We start from the raw sequence: 19,671 nt of genomic DNA on the forward strand, positions 1-19,671 counted from the left end.
TAGTGCTACCACCCCATAAGTCAACTGCGTAAGTCCTACTTGCTTCTTGGGTGCGACGAATTCGCCGGACTCGCCGCGCCGGATTGAGTGCGCTTCACACCGGCGTGGCCCCCGCCGGCGGGCGGTACAGCTTGAGCGCGTGCCCGCACACCTCCACCGCGCCGACGAGTTCACTGCACAGATCGCGCAGCGCCTTCCACAGCGCCGCCGACTCGTAGTGTTCCACCTCGGCCGGGATGTGGTCCAGCAGCGCCCGCGAGCACACCACCACGAGCCGGTCCTGAACGCGCGAGAACGCCACGTTCGCCCGGTTCAGGTTCAGCACGAACCCCGCGTTGGCCGCGACCGCGGTGGGGTCGCTCACCGTGCCGGACACGATCACCGTCGGACGCTCGCCCCCCTGGAGGCGCTCCACGGTGTCGATCACCCCGACCGCGCCGCCCGGCGCCGTGTGCGCCGCCAGTCGCGTCGCCAGCAGGCTCCGCTGTGCCCGGTGCGGGGTGATGACCGCCACCGAGCCCGCGGTCAGTGCCGGCGCCGCAGCCAGTAGCGCCTCGATCGCGGAAACTTCGACCTGGTTGCTGCGCCGCGAACCGGCCTCGTCGTGGATCGCGAGGAACAGCCCCACGTTCCAGCGCCACACCTCCGACCACACGCCCCCGCCCCCCTCGGCGCCGGCAACGGGCGCGCGTGGCAGCCCTGCGAGTTCGATGCGATCCTTGCGGTAGATGCGCCCGATCAGCTCGCGCACGACGGGCGGAAGTCGGAACGTGAGCCGCAGCCCGGACCACATCGCGCCGCCCGCTGGTACGTGGGCATCAATGATCCGCCGGACCGCGTCGTAGGCACTGGCGAACGGCTGGTACAGCACCGCGGGCGGGCGGTCCTCGGCCTCCCAGTCGTGCGCCGTGATCGGCGCCAGTTGGCGGTGGTCGCCGGCGAGCAGGATCTGTCCCTTCGGGGCCACCAGCGTAGCGAGCGCGAGGAAGTGCGGGAACACCATCATCGACGCCTCATCGACCACGAGCAGCGATGTCTGGAGCCCTTCCCCGCCGTTGTAGGTCTTGAGCTTCTCCACCAGCGGCGCGAGCTTCAACAGCCCCGCCGTCGTCCCGCCGATCACCGCCACGCCGCCCGCCGACAGCTCCGTCAGCTTCTTCTTGGTGCCCAGCAGAGCGGCCGGAATGTTCTCCACCGCCCCGCCCGCGATGTGCTGGCTCGGATCGTTGGTGTGAACCTTAACCAACCGTATTGGAAGGAGCCGGCGCCCGGCGCCCGCGGCGTGGGTGCGGAACGGTTCGAGGTAGCGGTCGATGCGCTCGAGCAGGTTGTCGAGCGCGGTGTGCGTGTGCGCCGACAGCAGCACGACGTCTCCAGGGCGCCCCGCGACCAGCACCCGCAGGAGCACGGCCAAAGCGGTCGTGGTAGTCTTCCCGGTCCCCGGCGGCCCCTGAATCAGTTGCACGCGCGTCGAAAGGCCGTCCACCGCCGCACGCGCCTGGTCGGGCGACGCCGGGTACATTCCCCCGGGCGGGAGCAAGAACGTGTCCAGCAGCTTCTGAAGCACGGTTGATTCCGCGTCCGGAAGCGGCGGCACGATCGGCGGGCGCGGGTCCACCGGGTCGAACCACGCGTACACGTGGCTCGGGCGCTGGAGCCGCTCGTCCACCCGCCCCGCGACGTAGTCCGACACGTTCTCGTCGAGCGTCGCGTACCCGCGGTCGAACAGCACCTCGGCCTTCTTGCTCGCCCCGCTCGACAGCAGGTAGCGGTCCTCCTCGGCGTACATCGCGTCGAGCGTGACCTGCCCGGTCTTCCAGTTCACATCACGCACCACACAGGTGCGCCCGACCGCCGAAGTGAGCTGCGCGACCGCCTGCCCCTGCTTCGGGTCGCCGTTCCAGGGCGAGAGGCGCGCGAACGCGCCCGGCCCGAACTGGCACCGGGCTTCGAGGTCCGCGAGCTTCAGCCCGCCGAACGCGAACAGCTCGATCACGCCCGTGATCGTGCTCTTGTCCGCACCCACCTTCACCTGCTTGAGCGGGAGCGTGCGGCCCGCCGGAACGCGGCCGATCGGCGGCACCAAGTGCATCGCCACCCAGTCCGAGCGCCGCACGTGCTGGTCGAGCCGGAGGAAGTCCGTGGCGGCGCGGGCCACGCCGTCGCGGCCGAGCTTGAACGCCGGTAGCGCCTTCGGGTCGAGCGGCGCCTTTTCGATCCCCGGGTTTTTCGGCCCAATGCACTCTTCGAGCCAGCGGAGCGCTTGCACGCGGGCCAGCAGGTACGCTTCGAGCAGCCCCGGCGCCCCGGCCACGCGGTAGCGCTGAACCGCCTCTTGTGCCCGCGGGTCGCTGTCGGGCAGTGTGCCCCAGACGGCGTGCCAGTATGGTGCCGGCAGCCCGTCGCCGAACCGGGCGCGGACTTCAAATGTGTGCTTCGCACCGGCCCCTTCTGTGGTCCAGTCGCCGTTGGGCGCGATGTCGAGATCGGCCACGAAGTCGAAGACGCCTTGCGCGAACACCCGGGACAGGTCGCACGCCGCGCCGTTCACCGCGCGCGTCCAGTGGAACCGCCGCCCGGCCCACTCCAGGGAAGCGACCACGCCCAGCCCGCGCCCGGTCCAGCCGAGCGCGTACCGGCGGTTCACCTCTTCGCGAACGGCCGAGTACATCTGCTGTTCCAGCCCCTCGCGGCAACCGAACAACTGGCGCACCGGGCCGAGCAGTTCCGGCCCCGCCCGGCAGCACCCCTCAATGAGGTAGCGCACGTCCGACCGCGACCACACGTAAAAGTGAACCGGCGCCGGCTCGCCCCCGGCCGCCCGGGCGATCACCCCCGCGAGCCGGTCGAAGAACCGGCGGATCAGTTCGCCCTCGGCGGCGGTGTCGGCCGCGTAGTCCGTTCCGCTCCACGGGACCGGTTGGAACTCCACCACCTCGCCCTCACCGTGGAGTGGGCGGCACTCGTGAACCGGCTTCCCGAAGCGGTCCTTTCCGCTCTCGGTCAGCTCCTGAACACCCGGAACCGGCGCGCCGTCGGCGAACGGCGTGTCGATGCGCTGGGGGCCGCGGGTAACGTGCGCGGCCAGCGCCCCAACCCGGTTCTCGGTGTAGTCGTAATCGACCGCCAGGTACACGCGCAGGAGCCGCGTGCCGTTGGCCTCGTGCGGCGGCAGGTGCCCGACGCCGGTGTTCGGAACCGGCTCGACTCCGGAACTCGGCACCGGGCGCGAACCGGGGAGCACGGGCAGCGTGTGCAGACGCGTGCGGGCGCGCAATCGCAGCACATCCAGGCTTTCCGTGAACCCGGGATCGCGGGCCAGCGCCTCGATCTTCGGCTCGAACATCGGCGGGTTGGCGAGCTGGTCCAGGGTGCCCAGCCCGGCGCCGCGGAGCAGCCGCGTGGTCACGGGGTCGATGCCGAGCAGCTCCACCTGGCGCAACCGCGCGCTTTCGGCCATGCAGTGCGGGGCGAACGTGCAGCCGTCGCACTTAGTATCGATCTGGAACCCCAGCTCCGCGAGCGGGCGCGACGCCGCGGCATCGAGCCGCCCGCCCGGCGCGAGCAGGCGCACGAGGTCGGCCTCTTCGTGCGCCAGGTCGAGCGCCGGGAGCGCGAGGATGGACTGGGTGGTGTTGCGTTCGGGGTCGAGGCGTGCGACCACGCACTCGATCGCCTCGGGCGCCACCGCCGCGCCGCCGATCACCACCGGTCGGCCGCCGAGCAGCCCGCGGAGCAGCACCCGGTACGCGGTCACCTGCACGCGGTGGTAGGTGCGGTCGCGGCGGCTGGCCTTACACTCCACCAGCACCAGCACCGGCCCGGCGCCGGTCCACTTCACGAGCATGAAGTCGATGAGCCCGTACACGCGGAACGCGCCGACGGTGCCCCCGACGGCCACCTGGCGCGCGTACCCCGACGCGCCGGGCGGGAGCGCTTCCAGCACCGCCGCAATGGCGGACCAGGTCACTTCATCCCGCTTCCCCTTCGGGAGCGGCGCGGCCAGGTCGCGAAACCCCGCGGCCTTCAGCTCCGCTTCCCACTGGTTCTCGCGCCGGCGCCCGAGTTCGGCCAGCACCGGGTCGAGGTCGGTGCGCAGCCGGTCGAAGAACGGGAGCGGCTCCGTCTCGCGCGCGGCGTGGACCGCGAGGTGGAACCGGCGGTCGCAGGAGTGGTGGCGGACGTACTCCCCGAGGTCGGTGGCGGTGATCGTGAGCCCGGATGGTGCGTTCAACGGCGATCCCTGCGCGGCGATCCGAGAAAACCAACCAATACCACCGAACGCGCGCGGGTCGCAATCTCAGCCGGCGCGCCCGGCGGCCCCTATTTCTGCGCGCGGCGGAACTCCTGTTCGAGGAACTTCATCCCCTCCGCCTCGCCGTTCGTACCCAACCGGAACTGGAGGTCGAACGTGCTGCGGTCCAGCGAGACGATGTCGCCCTTCGGTTCGATGGGAACCAGCGTAAACGTGTCGAAGTGGTAGTGCTCCGCGCGGAACGTGTACCGTCCCCACTTCACGTGCAGTTTGTCGCCCTCGACCGTCACCTCCGCGCGACCGTACGCGCGTTCCTCGTAGCCCCCAACGAACCGCGACAGTTCCAGGCTCGGCTTCGTGTCCCGCTTGCGAGCGGTTTCGCGCCGCTGCTTCGCCGCGGCAGTGTTGAAGTCCGTCAGCGCCAGTTGCGTCTTGTGGAACGCGACCCAGTCCTCCGCGGGCAGTTCGAGCAGCGCGTCGAGGGCGGTCTTGGCCACCGCCTCGCACACCAGCGACGGGCGCAGGTTGCACAGCACCATCACCCCGACCTTTTTCTCGGGAACGAGCATGCACTGAGCGCGGAACCCGGTGAGCGTGCCTCCGTGCGACACGCACGTGACGCCGCGGTAGTCGTGAACGAACCAGCCCAGCCCGTAGCCCGCGAATCGCGTCACCTTCGGCGGCAGGTAGACCGCGAACGGCCCCTCCGGGAGCAGCAGCATCTGCGGGGTGTGCGTCTCCTTCAGCGCCCGCTCGGTGAGCAGCCGGCGCCCGTCGAACTTGCCGCCCGCGAGCTGGAACCGGAGCCACGCCGCCAGGTCGCGCGCCGAGCTGTTCACGCACCCGGCCCCGCCCGCGTGGTCGATCTCGTCCCACCCGACCGCCGACACCGACTTGTCCAGCCCGTAGTAGTGCGGGGTGGCGTGGTTCGGCCGCCCGCGGCCCTCCTTCCAGGTGGCGCTGGTGCTCGTCATCCCGAGCGGGGCGAAGATGCGGGCCTTCACCGCGTCCGCCCAGGTGCCCTTCTCGTACCGCCCGGCGATCACCCCGGCCGTCGTGAACGGGACGTTCGCGTACTCCCACTTCGAGCGGAACGAGGTCGAGGGCGCCGCCCTCCCCCACCGCTTGATCACATCGGCGCCGTCTGTGCTGAGCGCGGCCCACAGCAGGTCGTGCCGGGGCATCCCGGTGCGGTGACATAGCAGGTCCCGGAGCGTCACGTCGCGGTCCGCCAGTTCGTCCGAGAGCCGGAAGTAGTCGAGGTGGTCGCGCACCTTGTCATCCCACTTCAGCTTCCCGTCGTCGGCCAGCATCGCCAGGAGCGTGGCTGTGAACGCTTTTGAACACGACGCGATCGGGAACACCGTGTCGGGCGTGACCTTGTCGTCCGCGCCCTTTTCGCGCACGCCGAACCCTTTCAGATAAACCACCTCCCCGTCCTTCACCACCACCACCGCACACCCGGGCGCGGAGAACTCCTTGAGCGCCTTCTCCGCCACCTCGTCAATAATCTTGGGGTCGAACCCGGCGGCCCTCGCCGGGGCCGTGGCGAACAGGAACGCGAACAGGACGGCGCAACAGCGCATGAGGATCTCTCCGGAACGTGCGGGAGCCACCATCATTCACGGAACCACATCCCCCGCAAGAGGTGCCCCGCGGATCGCGGCGCCTGTACAGAATTTGGCCGTTTCACCTTTCGAGTTCCGGGGGGAGCCGCAACCGTTCGATCCGCAAATCCGGTAACACCCCACCATTATTCCCCTTCATCTCGCTACCAGAAGTTTGCACCTCTCACCTCCGGCATCTGACGGAGCGGTGGGCACGGAATTTCGGCCCCTACGGCGGAACCTGCGACGCGAAGCGAATCGCCGCAAGTGCCATCCCGTAAACAGTTTGCCGCTTTCATTCCACCCTGCGCAGCGGTTACCTCGGTATTTGGTTACGGCCGGAAGCCGGGCTTGCGCCGTGTGATTCGCGGGTAGCGGCGTACCAGCTCGTGACCAGCGAACCGGTAGCGAATGTCCCGTACCGCCCCCAGCGGGTGTTCCAAGGAGCCCGAAACAGCCCCTCCTCACAGCGATCCGTCGCGCGGCAACGATCCGCGCGACATTTGCTCCCGCGACTGCGCGACATTCGAGCGAGCAACGCCCCTTCTAACCAGATGGCAGATCACTCGCTCGTAGCCCCGTGGAGCGGGCGCGGCGAAATTGAGCGTTATGCCGTTTGGGCCGGTATTTCGTGTGAAATCAGTTCAACAGCGGCGCGCGGTTCGCAACTCCGTTTCGCACGCATTGGGAACTCTCGAAGTTGCATTGGGTAGCGCGGATGACTTCGCACCATCTGAACGTTCCGTCAAGACGCCGTGTGTAGCAACGTCATTATCGCAGCACGGCTCCCAATACCGAGATACAGCCCATCCGGTCGGGCCAATATCTCTTAAATCCCCCAAGCTACTTGAACTGCGCATTTTTCCGTCTAACGTTAACTCCAATCGGTCTTACGCTCCGGTCAAAATCTGCTCCGTATTTGTCCGGAAAAAGACTGACAAGCACTGGCAAACGGCTCGCGCCCAACTCGACCTGATTGATGGCCCCACCTCGGCCGCCCACGCCGGGGATTGATCCGTTTGCCCTTCCTGAACCCCGCTCGGGCCATCTCGCCAGCGGGGTCGGGACGTTCTCCGCACCGCTGCCCAACACCTTGAGGTAAGTCGCAATGCTGCTCTCGACCCTCTCACGCCGGTTCCGCGACACGTTCACCCCCCGTACCCGCATCGGGGCGCGCACGTGGCTGCAACTGACGGCTCTGGAGGACCGGTCGGTTCCCGCAATCCTGACCTGGACCGGGGCCGGCGGGAATACGCTCTGGACGAACGTCAACAACTGGGAAGACGAGACTCTCGCCAACGTCGCACCGGTTGCAGGGGACAGGCTGATTTTCCCGACCGGGGTGAGTGGGCTGACTAACAACGATTACCCGGCCGGCTTTACCCTGAACGACATCCAGATCCAGGGCGCGGGTTACACACTGACCGGCAACACGCTCGTTCTGACTACCGGACTGGCGGACTCGGTCGCCTCGGGCACGACCGAAATCGCGCTGAGCATCAGCGGCGCCGGGGGCATCTCGAAGACCGGCGCCGGGGATCTGGTGCTGATCGCCGGCAACACGCTCACGGGTACGGTGACGATCGACGCCGGAACCCTCACCATTACCGCCACCGAATCTCTGGCGGACACGGTCGCGGTCACCGTGAACACCGGCGCGAGTCTCATCCTGGACGGCGCCGACGAGACCATCGGGTCGTTGACCGGTGGCGGTACGGTCAGCCTGGGCACCTCCACCCTGACGGCGGGCGACGGCAGCGACACGACCTTCAGTGGCACGCTCACCGGCAGCGGCAATCTGATCAAGACGGGCACCGGCACGTTCACCCTGTCGGGGACCAACAGCTCCTACACCGGAACGGTCGCCGTCGACGCCGGCACGCTGAGCGTGTCCGCCGGGACGAACCTGGGAACGGGTGCGCTCACGCTGGGAGGCAGCGCCACGCTCCAGGTGACCGGTGCCACCTCGATCGGCAACGCCGTGACGTTGAACGGGGCCGCCACGGTCGACAACGCCACGGCGGTGACGCTGTCCGGGGCGATCACCGGGGCCGGCGGGCTGACCAAAACCGGAGCCGGTCAACTGACCCTCTCGGGGACCAACACGTACCTCGGCGGCACGACCGTTAGCGCCGGCGGACTGGTCGTCGCCAACGACGACGCCCTCGGCTCCGGCGCGCTGACGCTCGGCGGCGGGACCCTGATCTTCGACGCGGACCGGACCGTCGCCAACGCGATCACGCTCAACGCGGCGGTCAGCACCATCGTCGTCCCGCCGGCCACCACGGTGACCCTCTCCGGCGTCATCTCCGAGACCGGCGGCGCCCGCGGGATCAACAAGTTCGACGGCGGGGCGCTGACCCTGTCCGGTGCCAACACGTTCACCGGCCCGGTCGCGCTCAACGGCGGCACGCTGACGCTCGCCGGGGGGGCCGCTGTGGCGGACACGGTGGCAGTCACCGTCGCCGGCGGCGCCACCCTCGCGCTCGGCGCCACCGAGACCATCGGCTCGCTGGCCGGTTCCGGCGCGGTGTCCCTCGGCGCGTTCGACCTCACGACCGGCGGCAACAACGGCAGCACGACCCTGAGCGGCGCCGTCAGCGGCACCGGCACCTTGTTCAAGAACGGCACCGGCACCTTCACCCTCACGGGCACCAACACCCACACGAACACGACTGTCCTCAACGGCACGTTGAGCGTCGCGACCGACGCGAACCTCGGAACCGGTCAGATCGTCTTGGGACCCGGCACCACGTTCCAGATCACCGGAACGACCGACATCGATAACACGATCGTGATCGGGGGCGGGGGGAGCGCGACGATCGATAACGCGCTAGCCGTCGAGTTCTCCGGCGGGCTCTCGGGCCCCGGGGGGCTGACCAAAACCGGGGCCGGCGAGCTGACGCTCTCAAACAACTCGTCCTACAGCGGCGCGATCGTGGTTTCGGCCGGGACCCTGCTGATCGACGATAATTTCAGCAGCGCGGTCCAGGTGGCCGGGGGCGCGGTCCTGGGCGGCACCGGCGACCTCCTGGCGGTTTCGGTCGCGGGCGGCGGGACGCTGGCCCCGGGCGGGACCCCGGGGCGGCTCGACCTGACGGGCGACCTGACTTTGGACCCCGGCGCCATCCTGGCCGCAGAGGTGGTCGAAAACACGCCCGGCGCGCCCAGCGACCCGAACGACCGGGTGAACGTGACGGGCGCGGTGACGCTGACCGGTGCCACGCTGACGGTCACGACCGGCTTCACCCCGACCGCGGGCAACAGCTACATCCTGATCAACAACGACGGCGCCGACGCGGTGGTGGGCACGTTCGTCGGTCTGCCCGAGGGCGCGACGTTCTTCGCGGACGGCGTGGGCTTCACGATCAGCTACGTGGGCAACGACGGGAACGACGTGGTGATCACCACGCTGCCGCCGGTGGCCTCGATCGACAGCGTGACGACCGCGGAGGGCAACGAGGGCACCCACGTGGTGACCTTCACGGTGACCCTGTCCGAGCCGAGTTCGCAGACGGTGACGATCGACTACGCGACGGCGGACGGTACGGCGGTGGCCGGCAGCGACTACGTGGCGGCGTCGGGCACGCTGACGTTCGCCCCGGGCGAGACCTCGAAGACGATCGCCGTGGTGGTGAACGGGGACACGCAGGCGGAGGCCAACGAGACGTTCACGGTGGTGCTGTCGGGGGCGCTCAACGCGACCCTGGGGGCGGCCACCGGCACCGGCACCATCACCAACGACGACAGCGCGGCCAAGTCGACGGTGGTGAGCGTGAGCACCGGCGGCGGCACCGCGGGCACGGTGCGCCTGGTGGACCCGGTAACGGGGGCGCCGGGGCAGGAGGTCGTAGCGTTCGCGGGCTTCGGGGGCGAGATCCGGGTGGCGTCGGGGGACGTGGACGGCGACGGCCGCGCGGACACCGTCACCGGCGCGGGCGCCGGGGCGGCCGGCGGGCACGTGAAGGTGTTCGCGTCCGACGGCACGCTGATCCGCAGCTTCCTGGCGTTCGACGGCTTCACCGGCGGCGTGTTCGTGTCGACGGGTGACGTGAACGGGGACGGGTTCGACGACATCGTGGTGTCGGCAGACGCGGGATCGGCGCCGCACGTGAAGGTGTTCAGCGGCAAGGACGGGGCGCTGCTGCAAAGCTTCCTGGCCTACGACGCGGGCTTCCGGGGCGGCGTCCGCGTGTCGGTGGCGGACGTGGACGGCGACGGGTTCGACGACATCGTGACCGGCAACGGCGCGGGCGCGGTGGGGCACGTGAAGGTGTTCAGCGGCAAGGACGGGTCGGTGCTGCAGAGCTTCCTGGCCTACGACGCGTTCACCGGCGGGGTGTACGTGGCGGCGGGCGACCTGGACGGGGACGGGCGGGCGGACATTGTGACCGGTGCGGGCGCGGGCGCGGCCCCGCACGTCAAGGTGTTCAGCGGCCGGACCGGGGCGCAGCAGCAGAGCTTCCTGGCGTACGGGGCGCAATTCACGGGCGGCGTGCGCGTGGGCGTGGGCGTGATCGACGGCCGGACCTACGTGCTGACGGGCGCCGGCCCGGGCGCCGGCCCGCACGTGAAGGGGTTCGTGGACGGCGTGCAGGAGCTGAGCCTGCTGGCCGGTTCCCCGTCCTTCAGCGGCGGCGTCTACGTGGGCTGAGCCGGGAGCAGTGATGTTTGATCCGGAGGCCGAGGCGTGAGGGGGCACCGTTGTCCCCCTCACGCCTCGGCCTTGTACCATATACGTGCCCAGGGGTTGCGCTCGCGAACTCGCTCCGCGCCCTGGCTACGGCCGGCGCCCTTACAGGCACTCAAAACAAGCACCGCGTGATTCGCGTCACCGCCGGCGAACGTGAAACGGGCGTGCCGACGCGCCAAGCCTCAGCTTGCCCCGTGTGTGGACGGCGGCACGCCCTCCGTGCGAATCGATTCGACCTTGGCGCCTTCCACGGGCGGCCGGTCGAGCCTGACGACGATGAAGCCGCGCAGGACCGGGCTCACCAGAGCGACCCGGGCGCCCGCCCGGGGGTTGAGCACCGGAATCCGGTACACGGTGCCGGTCGCGCTCCCGCTGGACAGGTAATCGGCGAGCTTCTCGGGCAGTACGGGCGGGCGCTTGCCACCGAACTCGGCAAGCACGTGCTGTGCGGCTTCCCGAACGTTGTTCAGCGTCACTTGCATCCCGTCCGTCATCATCTCTCCATACAGGGCGGTGCCACAACAAGGAGTATCGACCCGGGCGGCGGCGGATTTGCAACGCCGGCACGTCCCGTTCTCACGTGTCGCCCGCTGAGACGTGCTCCGGTTGCTCGTGTCAGATTTATTCGTTGAGTCCGTCACGCATACAGGAATTTATCCGCCGCCGGCCGAGTGGCAAACGATGCTGGGTCCGCAATTGCGAAACGCCGCGCGGCCCTCTGCGGGTCTCCGGCGCGGCGAGTTGGACTCAAATACGCAATAACAACTTATCTGTTAAGGGGCGGTCAGAAGTCGCGAGAGCGCGAGCGGGCCGGGGGTGACCAGGCCGCCACGCCCGTTAACCGTCCCGGAACGGCTTCTTGTCACGGTACAGTTTGAGCCGCGACTCTAAAACCTTGCGACCGTCGGCGCCAATGGTCTTGTTCTCGAGTGTCTTGAGCAGCACCGACACGGCTTGGTCGAATTCGCCGGCCTCGGCATAAGCGGCGGCGAGCGTGTCCCCATAATCGTTCAACTTATCAAGGCTCATTGCCTTCTTGGCGGCCTCGATGGCCTTCTTCCCGTCGCGCACCGCCGGGTCGGGACAGGTCGCGCACAGCCACGCGATCTGGTGGAACGCGTACGCGTGACGCGGGTTCAGTTCGGCGAGCGTTTCGAAGCCGCGGAGCGCATTCTTGTATTCTTTCTTGGCCGCCCACCCGGCCGCGAGTTGTTGGTGGGCGTAGATGGACTTCGGGTCGAGGCGCACCGCCGCGCTGTAATCCGCAATCGCCTTGTCGTGCTCCCCCTTCGCCGCCCACGCGAGGCCGCGGTGCAGGTAGGGGGAGATGTACCGGGGGTCTAATCGAAGCGCTTCGGTGTAATTGGCGATCGCCTTATCGTGCTCCCCCTTCCCGTACCAAGCCTTGCCGCGGGTCAGGTGTGCGGGCACGTACCGGGGGTTGAGCCGGATCGATTCGTCGAGATCCTTAAGAGCCTTATCGTACTCCTTCGTGTCGTTGTACGCGTGCCCGCGGTTGCAGTACGCCAGCGAGCTCTGAGGTGACCGGCGGATCACCTCGGTGTAGTCGGCAATGGCCTTGGCGAACTGGCGCCGGTCGCTCAGCACGTTTCCGCGGCTGAGGTACGCGGACGTGAAGTCCGGTTCGAGCCGGATGCACTCGTTGAAATCGTTGAGGGCTTTATCCAGCTCGCCTTTTTCCCGCCAGCCGATCCCCCGCATGTAAAGAGCGTGGGTGTTTTCCGGGTCCGCTTTCAATTCGCGGTCCCAGTGGGCCGGCGCCTCGTCCTTGGTCACGAGGTCATCCTTATGCACCCACCCCTCGCGCACCCGATCGTGGATGCGGACCCAGCCGTCGCCGTTGTCGGACCGGACCTCGAGCGGCAAATTCGTAGACAGCGGAAACAGGAACTGGCTACCGTCGGCGTCGCGGTCGCCGAACTGGACCAGCCACGTTCGCTTCTTGGGCAGCACCTTCGCGCCGCGTGCCCAGAGGTTCTTGGCGTCAACCTTCGGAGCCGGCGCGCCCCTCTTCGGCATCTCGCGGACCGCGACCACCTCCGCCTCGCTCTTGTAGATGAGCCCGGACTCGCCCACCAGCTCCACGAACTCACCGTCGTCCGATTTGACCACGTACACTTTCGATTTGACCAGCACCGCGCCGTTCCTCAGCAGCCCGCCGGTCTGCTTTTGGCCGAGCTTCACTTCGGCCGTCAGCGTCACCGTCTTGCCGGTCCAGTCCTTGTCGTCGGCCACAGCCGGTGCGGCGAGGACGAGCAACAACATCGGAACAAATGGGCGCAACATACGGTCTCCAAATGGGCAAATTCCGGCATGCAGTTTAGCCGGGCGGAATGAGCGGTTCAACATGCCGCCGCGAGACTCCCCCACGCGCCCCGTTCCCAGCCCCCCGCACCCACGTCGCGCGTCGCCCTGCGCAGGTTTCCGAGTCGGCCTTGCGGGCGCCGGGCCAGACCGGGTAAAGTCCCCGCCCCCCCGCAGACGAATTACTTCCGTCAGGGAGGACGGAGGACCCATGCGCGCGGTCATTCTCGCCGGCGGTCTCGGCACCCGGCTCGCCGAGGAAACGGAGACGCGGCCCAAGCCGATGGTGGAGATCGGGGGGCGGCCGATCCTCTGGCACATCATGAGCCACTACGCGGCCCACTGGGTCACGGAGTTCGTGGTGGCGCTCGGGTACAAGAGCGACGTGGTCAAGCAGTTCTTCGTGGAGTACGCGCGGTTCACCGGCAGCCTGTCCGTGAACCTGGCCCGCGGGGAGGTCACGCACCACGAGCCGGCCGGCGTGGACTGGACCGTTCACCTCGTCGACACGGGGCTGCACACCAACACCGGCGGGCGGGTGCGGCGCGTCGCGCCGTGGCTGCGGGACGAGACGTTCATGCTCACCTACGGCGACGGCGTCAGCGACGTGGACGTGCAGGCGCTGCTGCGGTTCCACCGCTCGACCGGCAAGCTCGCCACGGTGACGGCGGTCCGCCCGCCGGCCCGGTTCGGCGGGCTGGAGTTCGACGGCGACCTGGTGCGGTGCTTCACCGAGAAGCCGCAGACCGGCGAGGGGTGGATCAACGGCGGGTTCTTCGTGGCCGAGCCGCAGGTGCTCGACTACATCGGCGGCGACGGCGAGAGCTTCGAGCACGACGTGCTCCCGCGGCTCGTGCGGGACGGCCAGCTCGCCGCGTACAAGCACGACAAGTTCTGGCAGTGCATGGACACGCTCCGCGACAAGCGGCAACTGGAGGCGCTGTGGCTGGAGGGCCGCGCGCCGTGGAAGGCCGCGTGAGGAGCGGCGGCGAGGTCCGTGACCGACCGCGAGACACGCAACCAGGAACGGAGGGCCGCATGAGCGGGTTCTGGCTCGATCGACCGACGCTCGTCACCGGCGCCACGGGGTTGGTGGGCGGGTGGGTCGTTCGCCGGCTCCTGCGCGCGCAGGCGGACGTGGTGTGCCTGGTCCGCGACTGGGCGCCGGACAGCGAGTTCGAGCGCAGCGGGCTCTCGAAGCAGGTGAAGTCCGTCCGCGGGGACGTGTGCGACCAGGCGCTGCTCGAGCGGGTGTGCGGCGAGTACGAGATCGACACCGTCATCCACCTCGCGGCGCAAACGCTGGTGCCGGTGGCGAACCGCAACCCGGTCGCCACCTTCGAGAGCAACGTCCAGGGCACCTGGGCGCTGCTGGAGGCGTGCCGCCGCAGCCCGAAGGTGCGGCAGATCGTCCTCGCCTCCTCCGACAAGGCCTACGGCGACGCCGAGAAGCTGCCCTACGACGAGGGCACCCCGCTCCAGGGCCGCCACCCCTACGACGTGAGCAAGTCCTGCGCGGACCTGATCGCGCAGAGCTACGCCACCACCTACAACCTGCCCGTCGCGATCACCCGGTGCGGCAACTTCTACGGCCCGGGCGACCTGAACTGGAACCGGATCGTCCCCGGCACCATCCGCTCGGTGATGCGCGGCGAGCGGCCGGTGATCCGGTCCGACGGGACGCACATCCGCGACTACTTCTACGTCGAGGACGGGGCCGCGGCGTACCTGATGCTCGCGGAGAAGCTGGCCGCCGACCCGACCCTCCGGGGCGAGGCGTTCAACTTCTCGAACGAGACCCAGGTGACCGTGCTGGACCTCGTGCGACTGCTGCTCGACCAGATGGGGACGCGCCTCACGCCCGACGTGCGGAACGAGGCGAGCCACGAGATCAAGCACCAGTCGCTCAGCGCCGCGAAGGCCCGCGCCCGGCTCGGCTGGGAGCCGCTGTTCACCCTCGAAGAGGGGCTGAGCCGGACGGTGCCCTGGTACCGCAACTTCCTGGGAGCGAGAAAAGCCGCATGACCGCGACCGCCGCCTCCCCGTCCTGCCGGTCGTGCGGGGCGGGCGCGCTCTCCCCGGTGCTCTCGCTCGGGAGCACGCCCCTAGCTAACGCTCTGCGCGACCCGGCGGCCCCGGCCGCGCCCGAGCCCACGTTCCCGCTCGACCTCGCGGTGTGCCCGCGGTGCTCGCTGGTGCAGATCACCGCCGAGGTGCCGCCCGACGACCTGTTCCGCGACTACGTCTACTTCTCGTCGTTCTCCGACACGATGCTGCGGCACGCCGCGGAGCTGGCTCAGCGGGTCACGCGCGACGAGCGCCTGGGCCGCGACAGCCTCGTCGTGGAGGCCGCGAGTAACGACGGGTACCTGCTCAAGAACTACCAGAGCGCCGGCGTGCGGGTGCTCGGCGTCGAGCCCGCCCGGAACGTGGCCCGGGTGGCCGTGGAACGCCACGGCATCCCGACCCGGACCGAGTTCTTCGGCCGCGCGTACGCGCACCAGCTCGTTTCCGAGGGCTACCGCGCGGACGTGTTCCACGCGCACAACGTCCTGGCCCACGTGCCGGACCTCAACGGCTTCGTCGCCGGCGTCCGCGCCCTCCTCAAGCCGAGCGGCGTGGCGGTGATCGAGGCGCCCTACGTCAAGGACATGCTCGACGGGTGCGAGTTCGACACGATCTACCACGAGCACCTGTGCTACTTCTCGCTCACCGCCCTGGACGCGTGTTTCCGGCGGCACGGCTTGGTTATTCGTGACGTGGAGCGGGTGCCCATTCACGGCGGCACGCTCCGCATCTTCGCCGCGCCCGCCGAGAGCGTGGACGCGGTGTCGGCCCGCGTCACGGACCTGCTCGCGGAAGAGCGGGCGTGGGGCGTGAACACGTTCGAGCCGTACCGCGCGTTCGCGGAGCAGGTGTCGGCCATCAAGAAGGGGCTCCGCGCGCTGCTCGCGCAGTTGAAGGGCGAGGGCAAGCGGATCGCCGCCTATGGCGCGTCCGCGAAGGGGAGCACGCTGCTGAACTTCTGCGGGATCGGCGCGGAGACGCTCGACTTCGTGGTGGACCGCAGCACGGTGAAGCAGGGCAAGCTCACCCCGGGCACGCGGCTCCGGATCCACGCCCCGGACAAGCTGCTCGAGGACATGCCGGACTACACGCTGCTGCTCACGTGGAACTTCGCGGACGAGATCCTGCGCCAGCAGGCCGAGTACCGCGCGCGCGGCGGGAAGTTCATCCTGCCCGTCCCGCTCCCCCGCGTGGCGTAAGGTGGAGCAGAAGAGGTTTCACCGGAGAGGGCGCAGAGAGTAAGACATTGAGGTTTAATTCGCCCGCACACGTGGGTCTTTTTCTCTGCGCCCTCTCGTGCCCTCTGCGGTGAAACCTCTTCTGTATTGTCGGATCTTTGCCATGCTGTTCCTTCCCACCGAGCTGCCGGGCGTGTTCGTGATCGAGCCCGAGCCGACGGGCGACGACCGCGGGCTGTTCGCGCGCACCTACTGCGCGGAGGAGTTCGCCCGCCGCGGGCTCTGCACGCAGTGGGCGCAGTGCAACGTGTCGTTCAACACCCGGGCCGGCACGCTCCGCGGGATGCACTGGCAGGCGGCCCCGCACGAGGAGGTGAAGCTCGTGCGCTGCACCGCCGGGGCCGCGCTCGACGTGGTCGCCGACGCCCGGCCCGACTCGCCGACGTACCGGAAGTGGGTGGCGGTGGAGCTCACCGCCGCGAACCGCCGCGCGGTGTACATCCCGGGCGGGTACGCGCACGGGTTCCAGACGTTCGCCGACGGCACGGAACTCTTCTACCAGATGTCGGCGTTCTACGTGCCCGGGGCCGCCCGCGGCGCCCGCTGGGACGATCCCGCGCTCGGGATCGCGTGGCCGCCGTGCGACCGGCGCGTGATCGCGCCGCGCGACCTGTCTTTCCCGGACCTGCCGACATGAACCGCCTGCTCATCACCGGCGCGACCGGTTTCATCGGCGCCCCGGCCGTCCGCGCCGCCCGCGGCCACTTCGAGGTCCACGCGACGGCACGCGCGCCCCGGGCGCCGGTCCCGGACGGCGTACGGTTCCACCGGTGCGACGTCCTGAACGCGGCCGAGGCCGAACAGCTTGTTGCGGACGTGCGGCCCACGCACCTGCTCCACCTCGCCTGGGTCGCGACCCCCGGCGTGTACTGGACGACGCCCGAGAACCACCGGTGGGCGGAGGCGTCGAAGCGGCTGCTGTCCGCGTTCGTCCGGAACGGCGGCCGGCGCGCGGTGGTGACCGGGTCGTGCGCCGAGTACGACTGGGCGGCCGCCGGTGCGTGCCGCGAGACCGACCCGCCCGCGCGGCCGCACACCACCTACGGGCGGTGCAAGCTCGCGTTCGGGCACTGGGCCGAAACGCTGGGCGCGGCACGGGGCGTGAACGTCGCGCGGGCGCGGCTGTTCTTCCTGTACGGGCCGCACGAGCACCCGGCGCGGCTGGTCCCGTCGGTCGCCCGGGCGCTGCTCGCGGGCGCGCCGGCGGCGTGCTCTGCCGGCACACAGGTGCGCGACTTCCTGCACGTGGACGACGCCGCCGACGCGCTCGTCGCGCTCACGCGGGCCGGGCTGACGGGCGCCGTGAACGTCGGGTCGGGAACGCCGGTCGCGGTCCGCGATGTGATCGGGCGGGTGGCCGCCGCGTGCGGGCGGCCCGAACTGGTCCGGCTGGGCGAGCGGGACACGCCCGCGGCCGAACCGCCGCTCCTGGTCGCCGATGTGACCCGGCTCCGCGACGAACTCGGGTGGCGGCCCCGGATCGACCTCGGCACCGGGCTGGACGAGACCGTGGGCTGGTGGAGGGCGAACCGTGCCGCGTGAGACCTGCCCAGTGTGCGGCTCGGCCGGCACCGAACCGTTCCTGTCCCGGACCGGCGTACCCGTTCACCAGAACCTGCTGTTCGACGCGGCCGCGTCCGCCCGCGCGATCGCGCGCGGCGACCTGGAGATGCGTGCGTGCGGCGGGTGCGGCTTCGTGTTCAACGCGGTGTTCGACCCGGCACTCGTGGAGTACGGGCCGAGCTACGAGAACAGCCAAAACCACTCCGCCGCGTTCAACGCGCACCTCGACCAACTGGCCGACCACATCGTCGTCGGGCGCGGGGTTTCGTCCGGACGCATCGTCGAGGTCGGGTGCGGGAAGGGCGCGTTCCTTCACAAGCTGCTCGGGCACCCGCGGAGCGCGTGCGACGCGATCGGGTTCGATCCCGCGTACACCGGCCCGCTGGAGGCGCCGGGCTGGCGGGTCCGGTTCGTTCCCGACTTCTACGGCCCGGAAACGGCGGTGCCTGCCGACGCGGTCGTGTGCCGGCACGTGATCGAGCACATACCGGACCCGCTGGCCCTGCTCCGCACCGTGCGGGCCGGCGTGGGCGCGTCGGGCGCGACCCGGGTGTTCTTCGAGACCCCGTGCGCCGAGTGGATCCTGCGGAACCGCGTGCCGTGGGACTTCTTCTACGAGCACTGCTCGCTGTTCACGGCGGAGAGCCTCGCGCTGGCGCTCGCGCGCGCCGGGTTCGGCGTCACCGACGTGCGGCACATCTTCGGCGGCCAGTACCTCTGGGCCGAAGGCACGGCGGTGTGGGGGGGCGGCCCTCCTCCCGAAGCGCGGGAGCTGAAGAGCGGAGCGCATTCGTGCGCGCTCGCCCGCGCGTTCACGGCCGAGGAACAGAACCTTCGCGCCGCGTGGAGCGCCATGCTCGAAGAGGCGGGCGCGCGGGGGCCGGTGTTCGCGTGGGGCGCGGGGGCGAAGGGCGTCACGTTCTGCAACCTCGCGGACCCGGACGGGACGCGGGTCGCCGGGGTGGTGGACGTGAACCCCGCCAAGCAGGGCAAGTACCTCCCCGGGACCGGGCACCCGATCGCCGCCCCCGGGGCCGCCGCCGGGGCCGCCGCGGTGCTGGTGTTCAACCCCAACTACCTCGCCGAGGTGCGGGACCAGCTCGCCGCCCTCGGGAGCCGCGCCGAGGTGATCGACCCGATGCAGGAGGCCGTGACATGCGACTCGTGATCGACACCGACGCCCGGACCGTGACCGCCGAGCGCGGCGGGGCACGCGAGGAGCACCCGCTGGACTCGGCCGCGGCGTTCGACCTCATCACCGAGCACTGGGTCACCGTCGGTTGGACGCAGAAGTACGCCTACGGCTTCACCTGGCTCGGGCGCCCGATCATTCAACTGCCCGAGGACATGATCCGGATTCAGGAGGTGCTGCACCGGGTGAAGCCGGACGTGATCGTGGAAACCGGCGTCGCCCACGGCGGCTCACTCATCTACTACGCGAGCCTGTGCAAGGCGACCGATAAGGGGCGCGTGATCGGGGTGGACATCGAGATCCGGCCGCACAACCGGGCCGCGATCGAGGCGCACCCGCTGGCCGGTTACATCACGCTCATTGAGGGCAGCTCCACCGCCCCCGAAACGGTCGCGCAGGTGAAGGGCCTCATCCGCCCCGGCGAGCGGGTGCTGGTGCTGCTCGACTCGAACCACTCCAAGGCCCACGTCCGCGCCGAACTGGACCTGTACGCGGAGCTGGTCAGCCCCGGGTCGTACATCGTGGCGACCGACGGGATCATGGGCGCGCTGGCCGGGCGGCCCGGGTCGCAGCCCGGGTGGGAGTGGGACAACCCGACCGAAGCGGCCCGCGAGTTCCAGGCCGCCAACCCGCAGTTCACGCTCGAAGAGAACACGTTCGCGTTCAACGAGGGGAAGATCGCCCGGCACGTCACCTACTGGCCGTCGGCGTACCTGCGCCGGGCGGCGTGA

General features: G+C 69.6%; 12 protein-coding genes. 8 read left to right on the forward strand and 4 right to left on the reverse strand.

Translation table 11 applies throughout. From position 1 onward, the window contains the following. Positions 1-94: 94 nt before the first annotated feature. Both GobsT_RS28685 and GobsT_RS28690 read right to left on the reverse strand, forming a co-directional pair. Positions 95-4,234 carry an AAA domain-containing protein gene (locus GobsT_RS28685; RefSeq protein ID WP_010046803.1) on the reverse strand — a complete coding sequence of 1,380 codons (4,140 nt, stop codon included), beginning with the start codon at positions 4,232-4,234 and terminating at the stop codon, positions 95-97. 89 nt (positions 4,235-4,323) lie between these two features. Beyond that, on the reverse strand, positions 4,324-5,841 hold the full coding sequence (locus GobsT_RS28690) for a serine hydrolase (protein WP_010046801.1): 1,518 nt from the start codon (positions 5,839-5,841) through the stop codon (positions 4,324-4,326). A 1,129-nt stretch (positions 5,842-6,970) separates the two neighbouring features. On the opposite strand from GobsT_RS28690, the gene GobsT_RS28695 reads away from it, so the two are divergent. After that, positions 6,971-10,516 carry a beta strand repeat-containing protein gene (locus tag GobsT_RS28695; RefSeq protein WP_109570800.1) on the forward strand — a complete coding sequence of 1,182 codons (3,546 nt, stop codon included), beginning with the start codon at positions 6,971-6,973 and terminating at the stop codon, positions 10,514-10,516. 221 nt (positions 10,517-10,737) lie between these two features. Here GobsT_RS28695 and GobsT_RS28700 read toward each other — a convergent pair whose 3' ends face one another. Beyond that, the gene (locus tag GobsT_RS28700) at positions 10,738-11,037 is read right to left on the reverse strand and encodes a hypothetical protein (RefSeq protein ID WP_148087906.1); all 300 of its coding nucleotides are present in this window, start codon (positions 11,035-11,037) and stop codon (positions 10,738-10,740) included. A gap of 355 nt (positions 11,038-11,392) precedes the next feature. Continuing rightward, positions 11,393-12,862: a tetratricopeptide repeat protein gene (locus tag GobsT_RS28705; protein WP_010043322.1), complete on the reverse strand. Its 1,470-nt coding sequence runs from the start codon at positions 12,860-12,862 to the stop codon at positions 11,393-11,395. A gap of 229 nt (positions 12,863-13,091) precedes the next feature. Between GobsT_RS28705 and rfbF the strand changes: the two genes are divergently transcribed. The 7 genes from rfbF to GobsT_RS28740 all read left to right on the forward strand — a co-directional run bounded on the left by rfbF (position 13,092) and on the right by GobsT_RS28740 (position 19,671). After that, positions 13,092-13,859 carry a glucose-1-phosphate cytidylyltransferase gene (rfbF, locus tag GobsT_RS28710; RefSeq protein ID WP_010043321.1) on the forward strand — a complete coding sequence of 256 codons (768 nt, stop codon included), beginning with the start codon at positions 13,092-13,094 and terminating at the stop codon, positions 13,857-13,859. 59 nt (positions 13,860-13,918) lie between these two features. Then, complete coding sequence (locus GobsT_RS28715) at positions 13,919-14,905, forward strand: NAD-dependent epimerase/dehydratase family protein (RefSeq protein WP_010043320.1); 987 nt, start codon at positions 13,919-13,921, stop codon at positions 14,903-14,905. After that, on the forward strand, positions 14,902-16,146 hold the full coding sequence (locus GobsT_RS28720; RefSeq protein ID WP_010043319.1) for a class I SAM-dependent methyltransferase: 1,245 nt from the start codon (positions 14,902-14,904) through the stop codon (positions 16,144-16,146). Before GobsT_RS28715 ends, GobsT_RS28720 begins: the two co-directional genes overlap by 4 nt. A gap of 142 nt (positions 16,147-16,288) precedes the next feature. Continuing rightward, a complete protein-coding gene (gene rfbC, locus GobsT_RS28725; protein WP_010043318.1) occupies positions 16,289-16,822 on the forward strand; it encodes a dTDP-4-dehydrorhamnose 3,5-epimerase in 534 nt (177 codons plus the stop codon). Further along, positions 16,819-17,727 carry an NAD-dependent epimerase/dehydratase family protein gene (locus tag GobsT_RS28730; RefSeq protein WP_010043317.1) on the forward strand — a complete coding sequence of 303 codons (909 nt, stop codon included), beginning with the start codon at positions 16,819-16,821 and terminating at the stop codon, positions 17,725-17,727. Before rfbC ends, GobsT_RS28730 begins: the two co-directional genes overlap by 4 nt. After that, positions 17,717-18,916 (forward strand): class I SAM-dependent methyltransferase, encoded by a 1,200-nt coding sequence (locus GobsT_RS28735; RefSeq protein WP_148087907.1) that lies wholly within the window; start codon positions 17,717-17,719, stop codon positions 18,914-18,916. The genes GobsT_RS28730 and GobsT_RS28735 overlap by 11 nt, the downstream gene beginning before the upstream one ends. Continuing rightward, complete coding sequence (locus GobsT_RS28740) at positions 18,904-19,671, forward strand: cephalosporin hydroxylase family protein (protein WP_010043315.1); 768 nt, start codon at positions 18,904-18,906, stop codon at positions 19,669-19,671. Before GobsT_RS28735 ends, GobsT_RS28740 begins: the two co-directional genes overlap by 13 nt.

Origin of the sequence: Gemmata obscuriglobus (genome assembly GCF_008065095.1) — a bacterium.
GTDB lineage: Bacteria > Planctomycetota > Planctomycetia > Gemmatales > Gemmataceae > Gemmata > Gemmata obscuriglobus.

Coding starts and splice junctions, on each gene's coding strand:
- GobsT_RS28690 (WP_010046801.1), bottom strand. CDS start 5,841: ATGCGCTGTTGCGCCGTCCTGTTCGCGTTCCTGTTCGCCACGGCCCCG.
- GobsT_RS28695 (WP_109570800.1), top strand. CDS start 6,971: ATGCTGCTCTCGACCCTCTCACGCCGGTTCCGCGACACGTTCACCCCC.
- GobsT_RS28700 (WP_148087906.1), bottom strand. CDS start 11,037: ATGCAAGTGACGCTGAACAACGTTCGGGAAGCCGCACAGCACGTGCTT.
- GobsT_RS28705 (WP_010043322.1), bottom strand. CDS start 12,862: ATGTTGCGCCCATTTGTTCCGATGTTGTTGCTCGTCCTCGCCGCACCG.
- rfbF (WP_010043321.1), top strand. CDS start 13,092: ATGCGCGCGGTCATTCTCGCCGGCGGTCTCGGCACCCGGCTCGCCGAG.
- GobsT_RS28715 (WP_010043320.1), top strand. CDS start 13,919: ATGAGCGGGTTCTGGCTCGATCGACCGACGCTCGTCACCGGCGCCACG.
- GobsT_RS28720 (WP_010043319.1), top strand. CDS start 14,902: ATGACCGCGACCGCCGCCTCCCCGTCCTGCCGGTCGTGCGGGGCGGGC.
- rfbC (WP_010043318.1), top strand. CDS start 16,289: ATGCTGTTCCTTCCCACCGAGCTGCCGGGCGTGTTCGTGATCGAGCCC.
- GobsT_RS28730 (WP_010043317.1), top strand. CDS start 16,819: ATGAACCGCCTGCTCATCACCGGCGCGACCGGTTTCATCGGCGCCCCG.
- GobsT_RS28740 (WP_010043315.1), top strand. CDS start 18,904: ATGCGACTCGTGATCGACACCGACGCCCGGACCGTGACCGCCGAGCGC.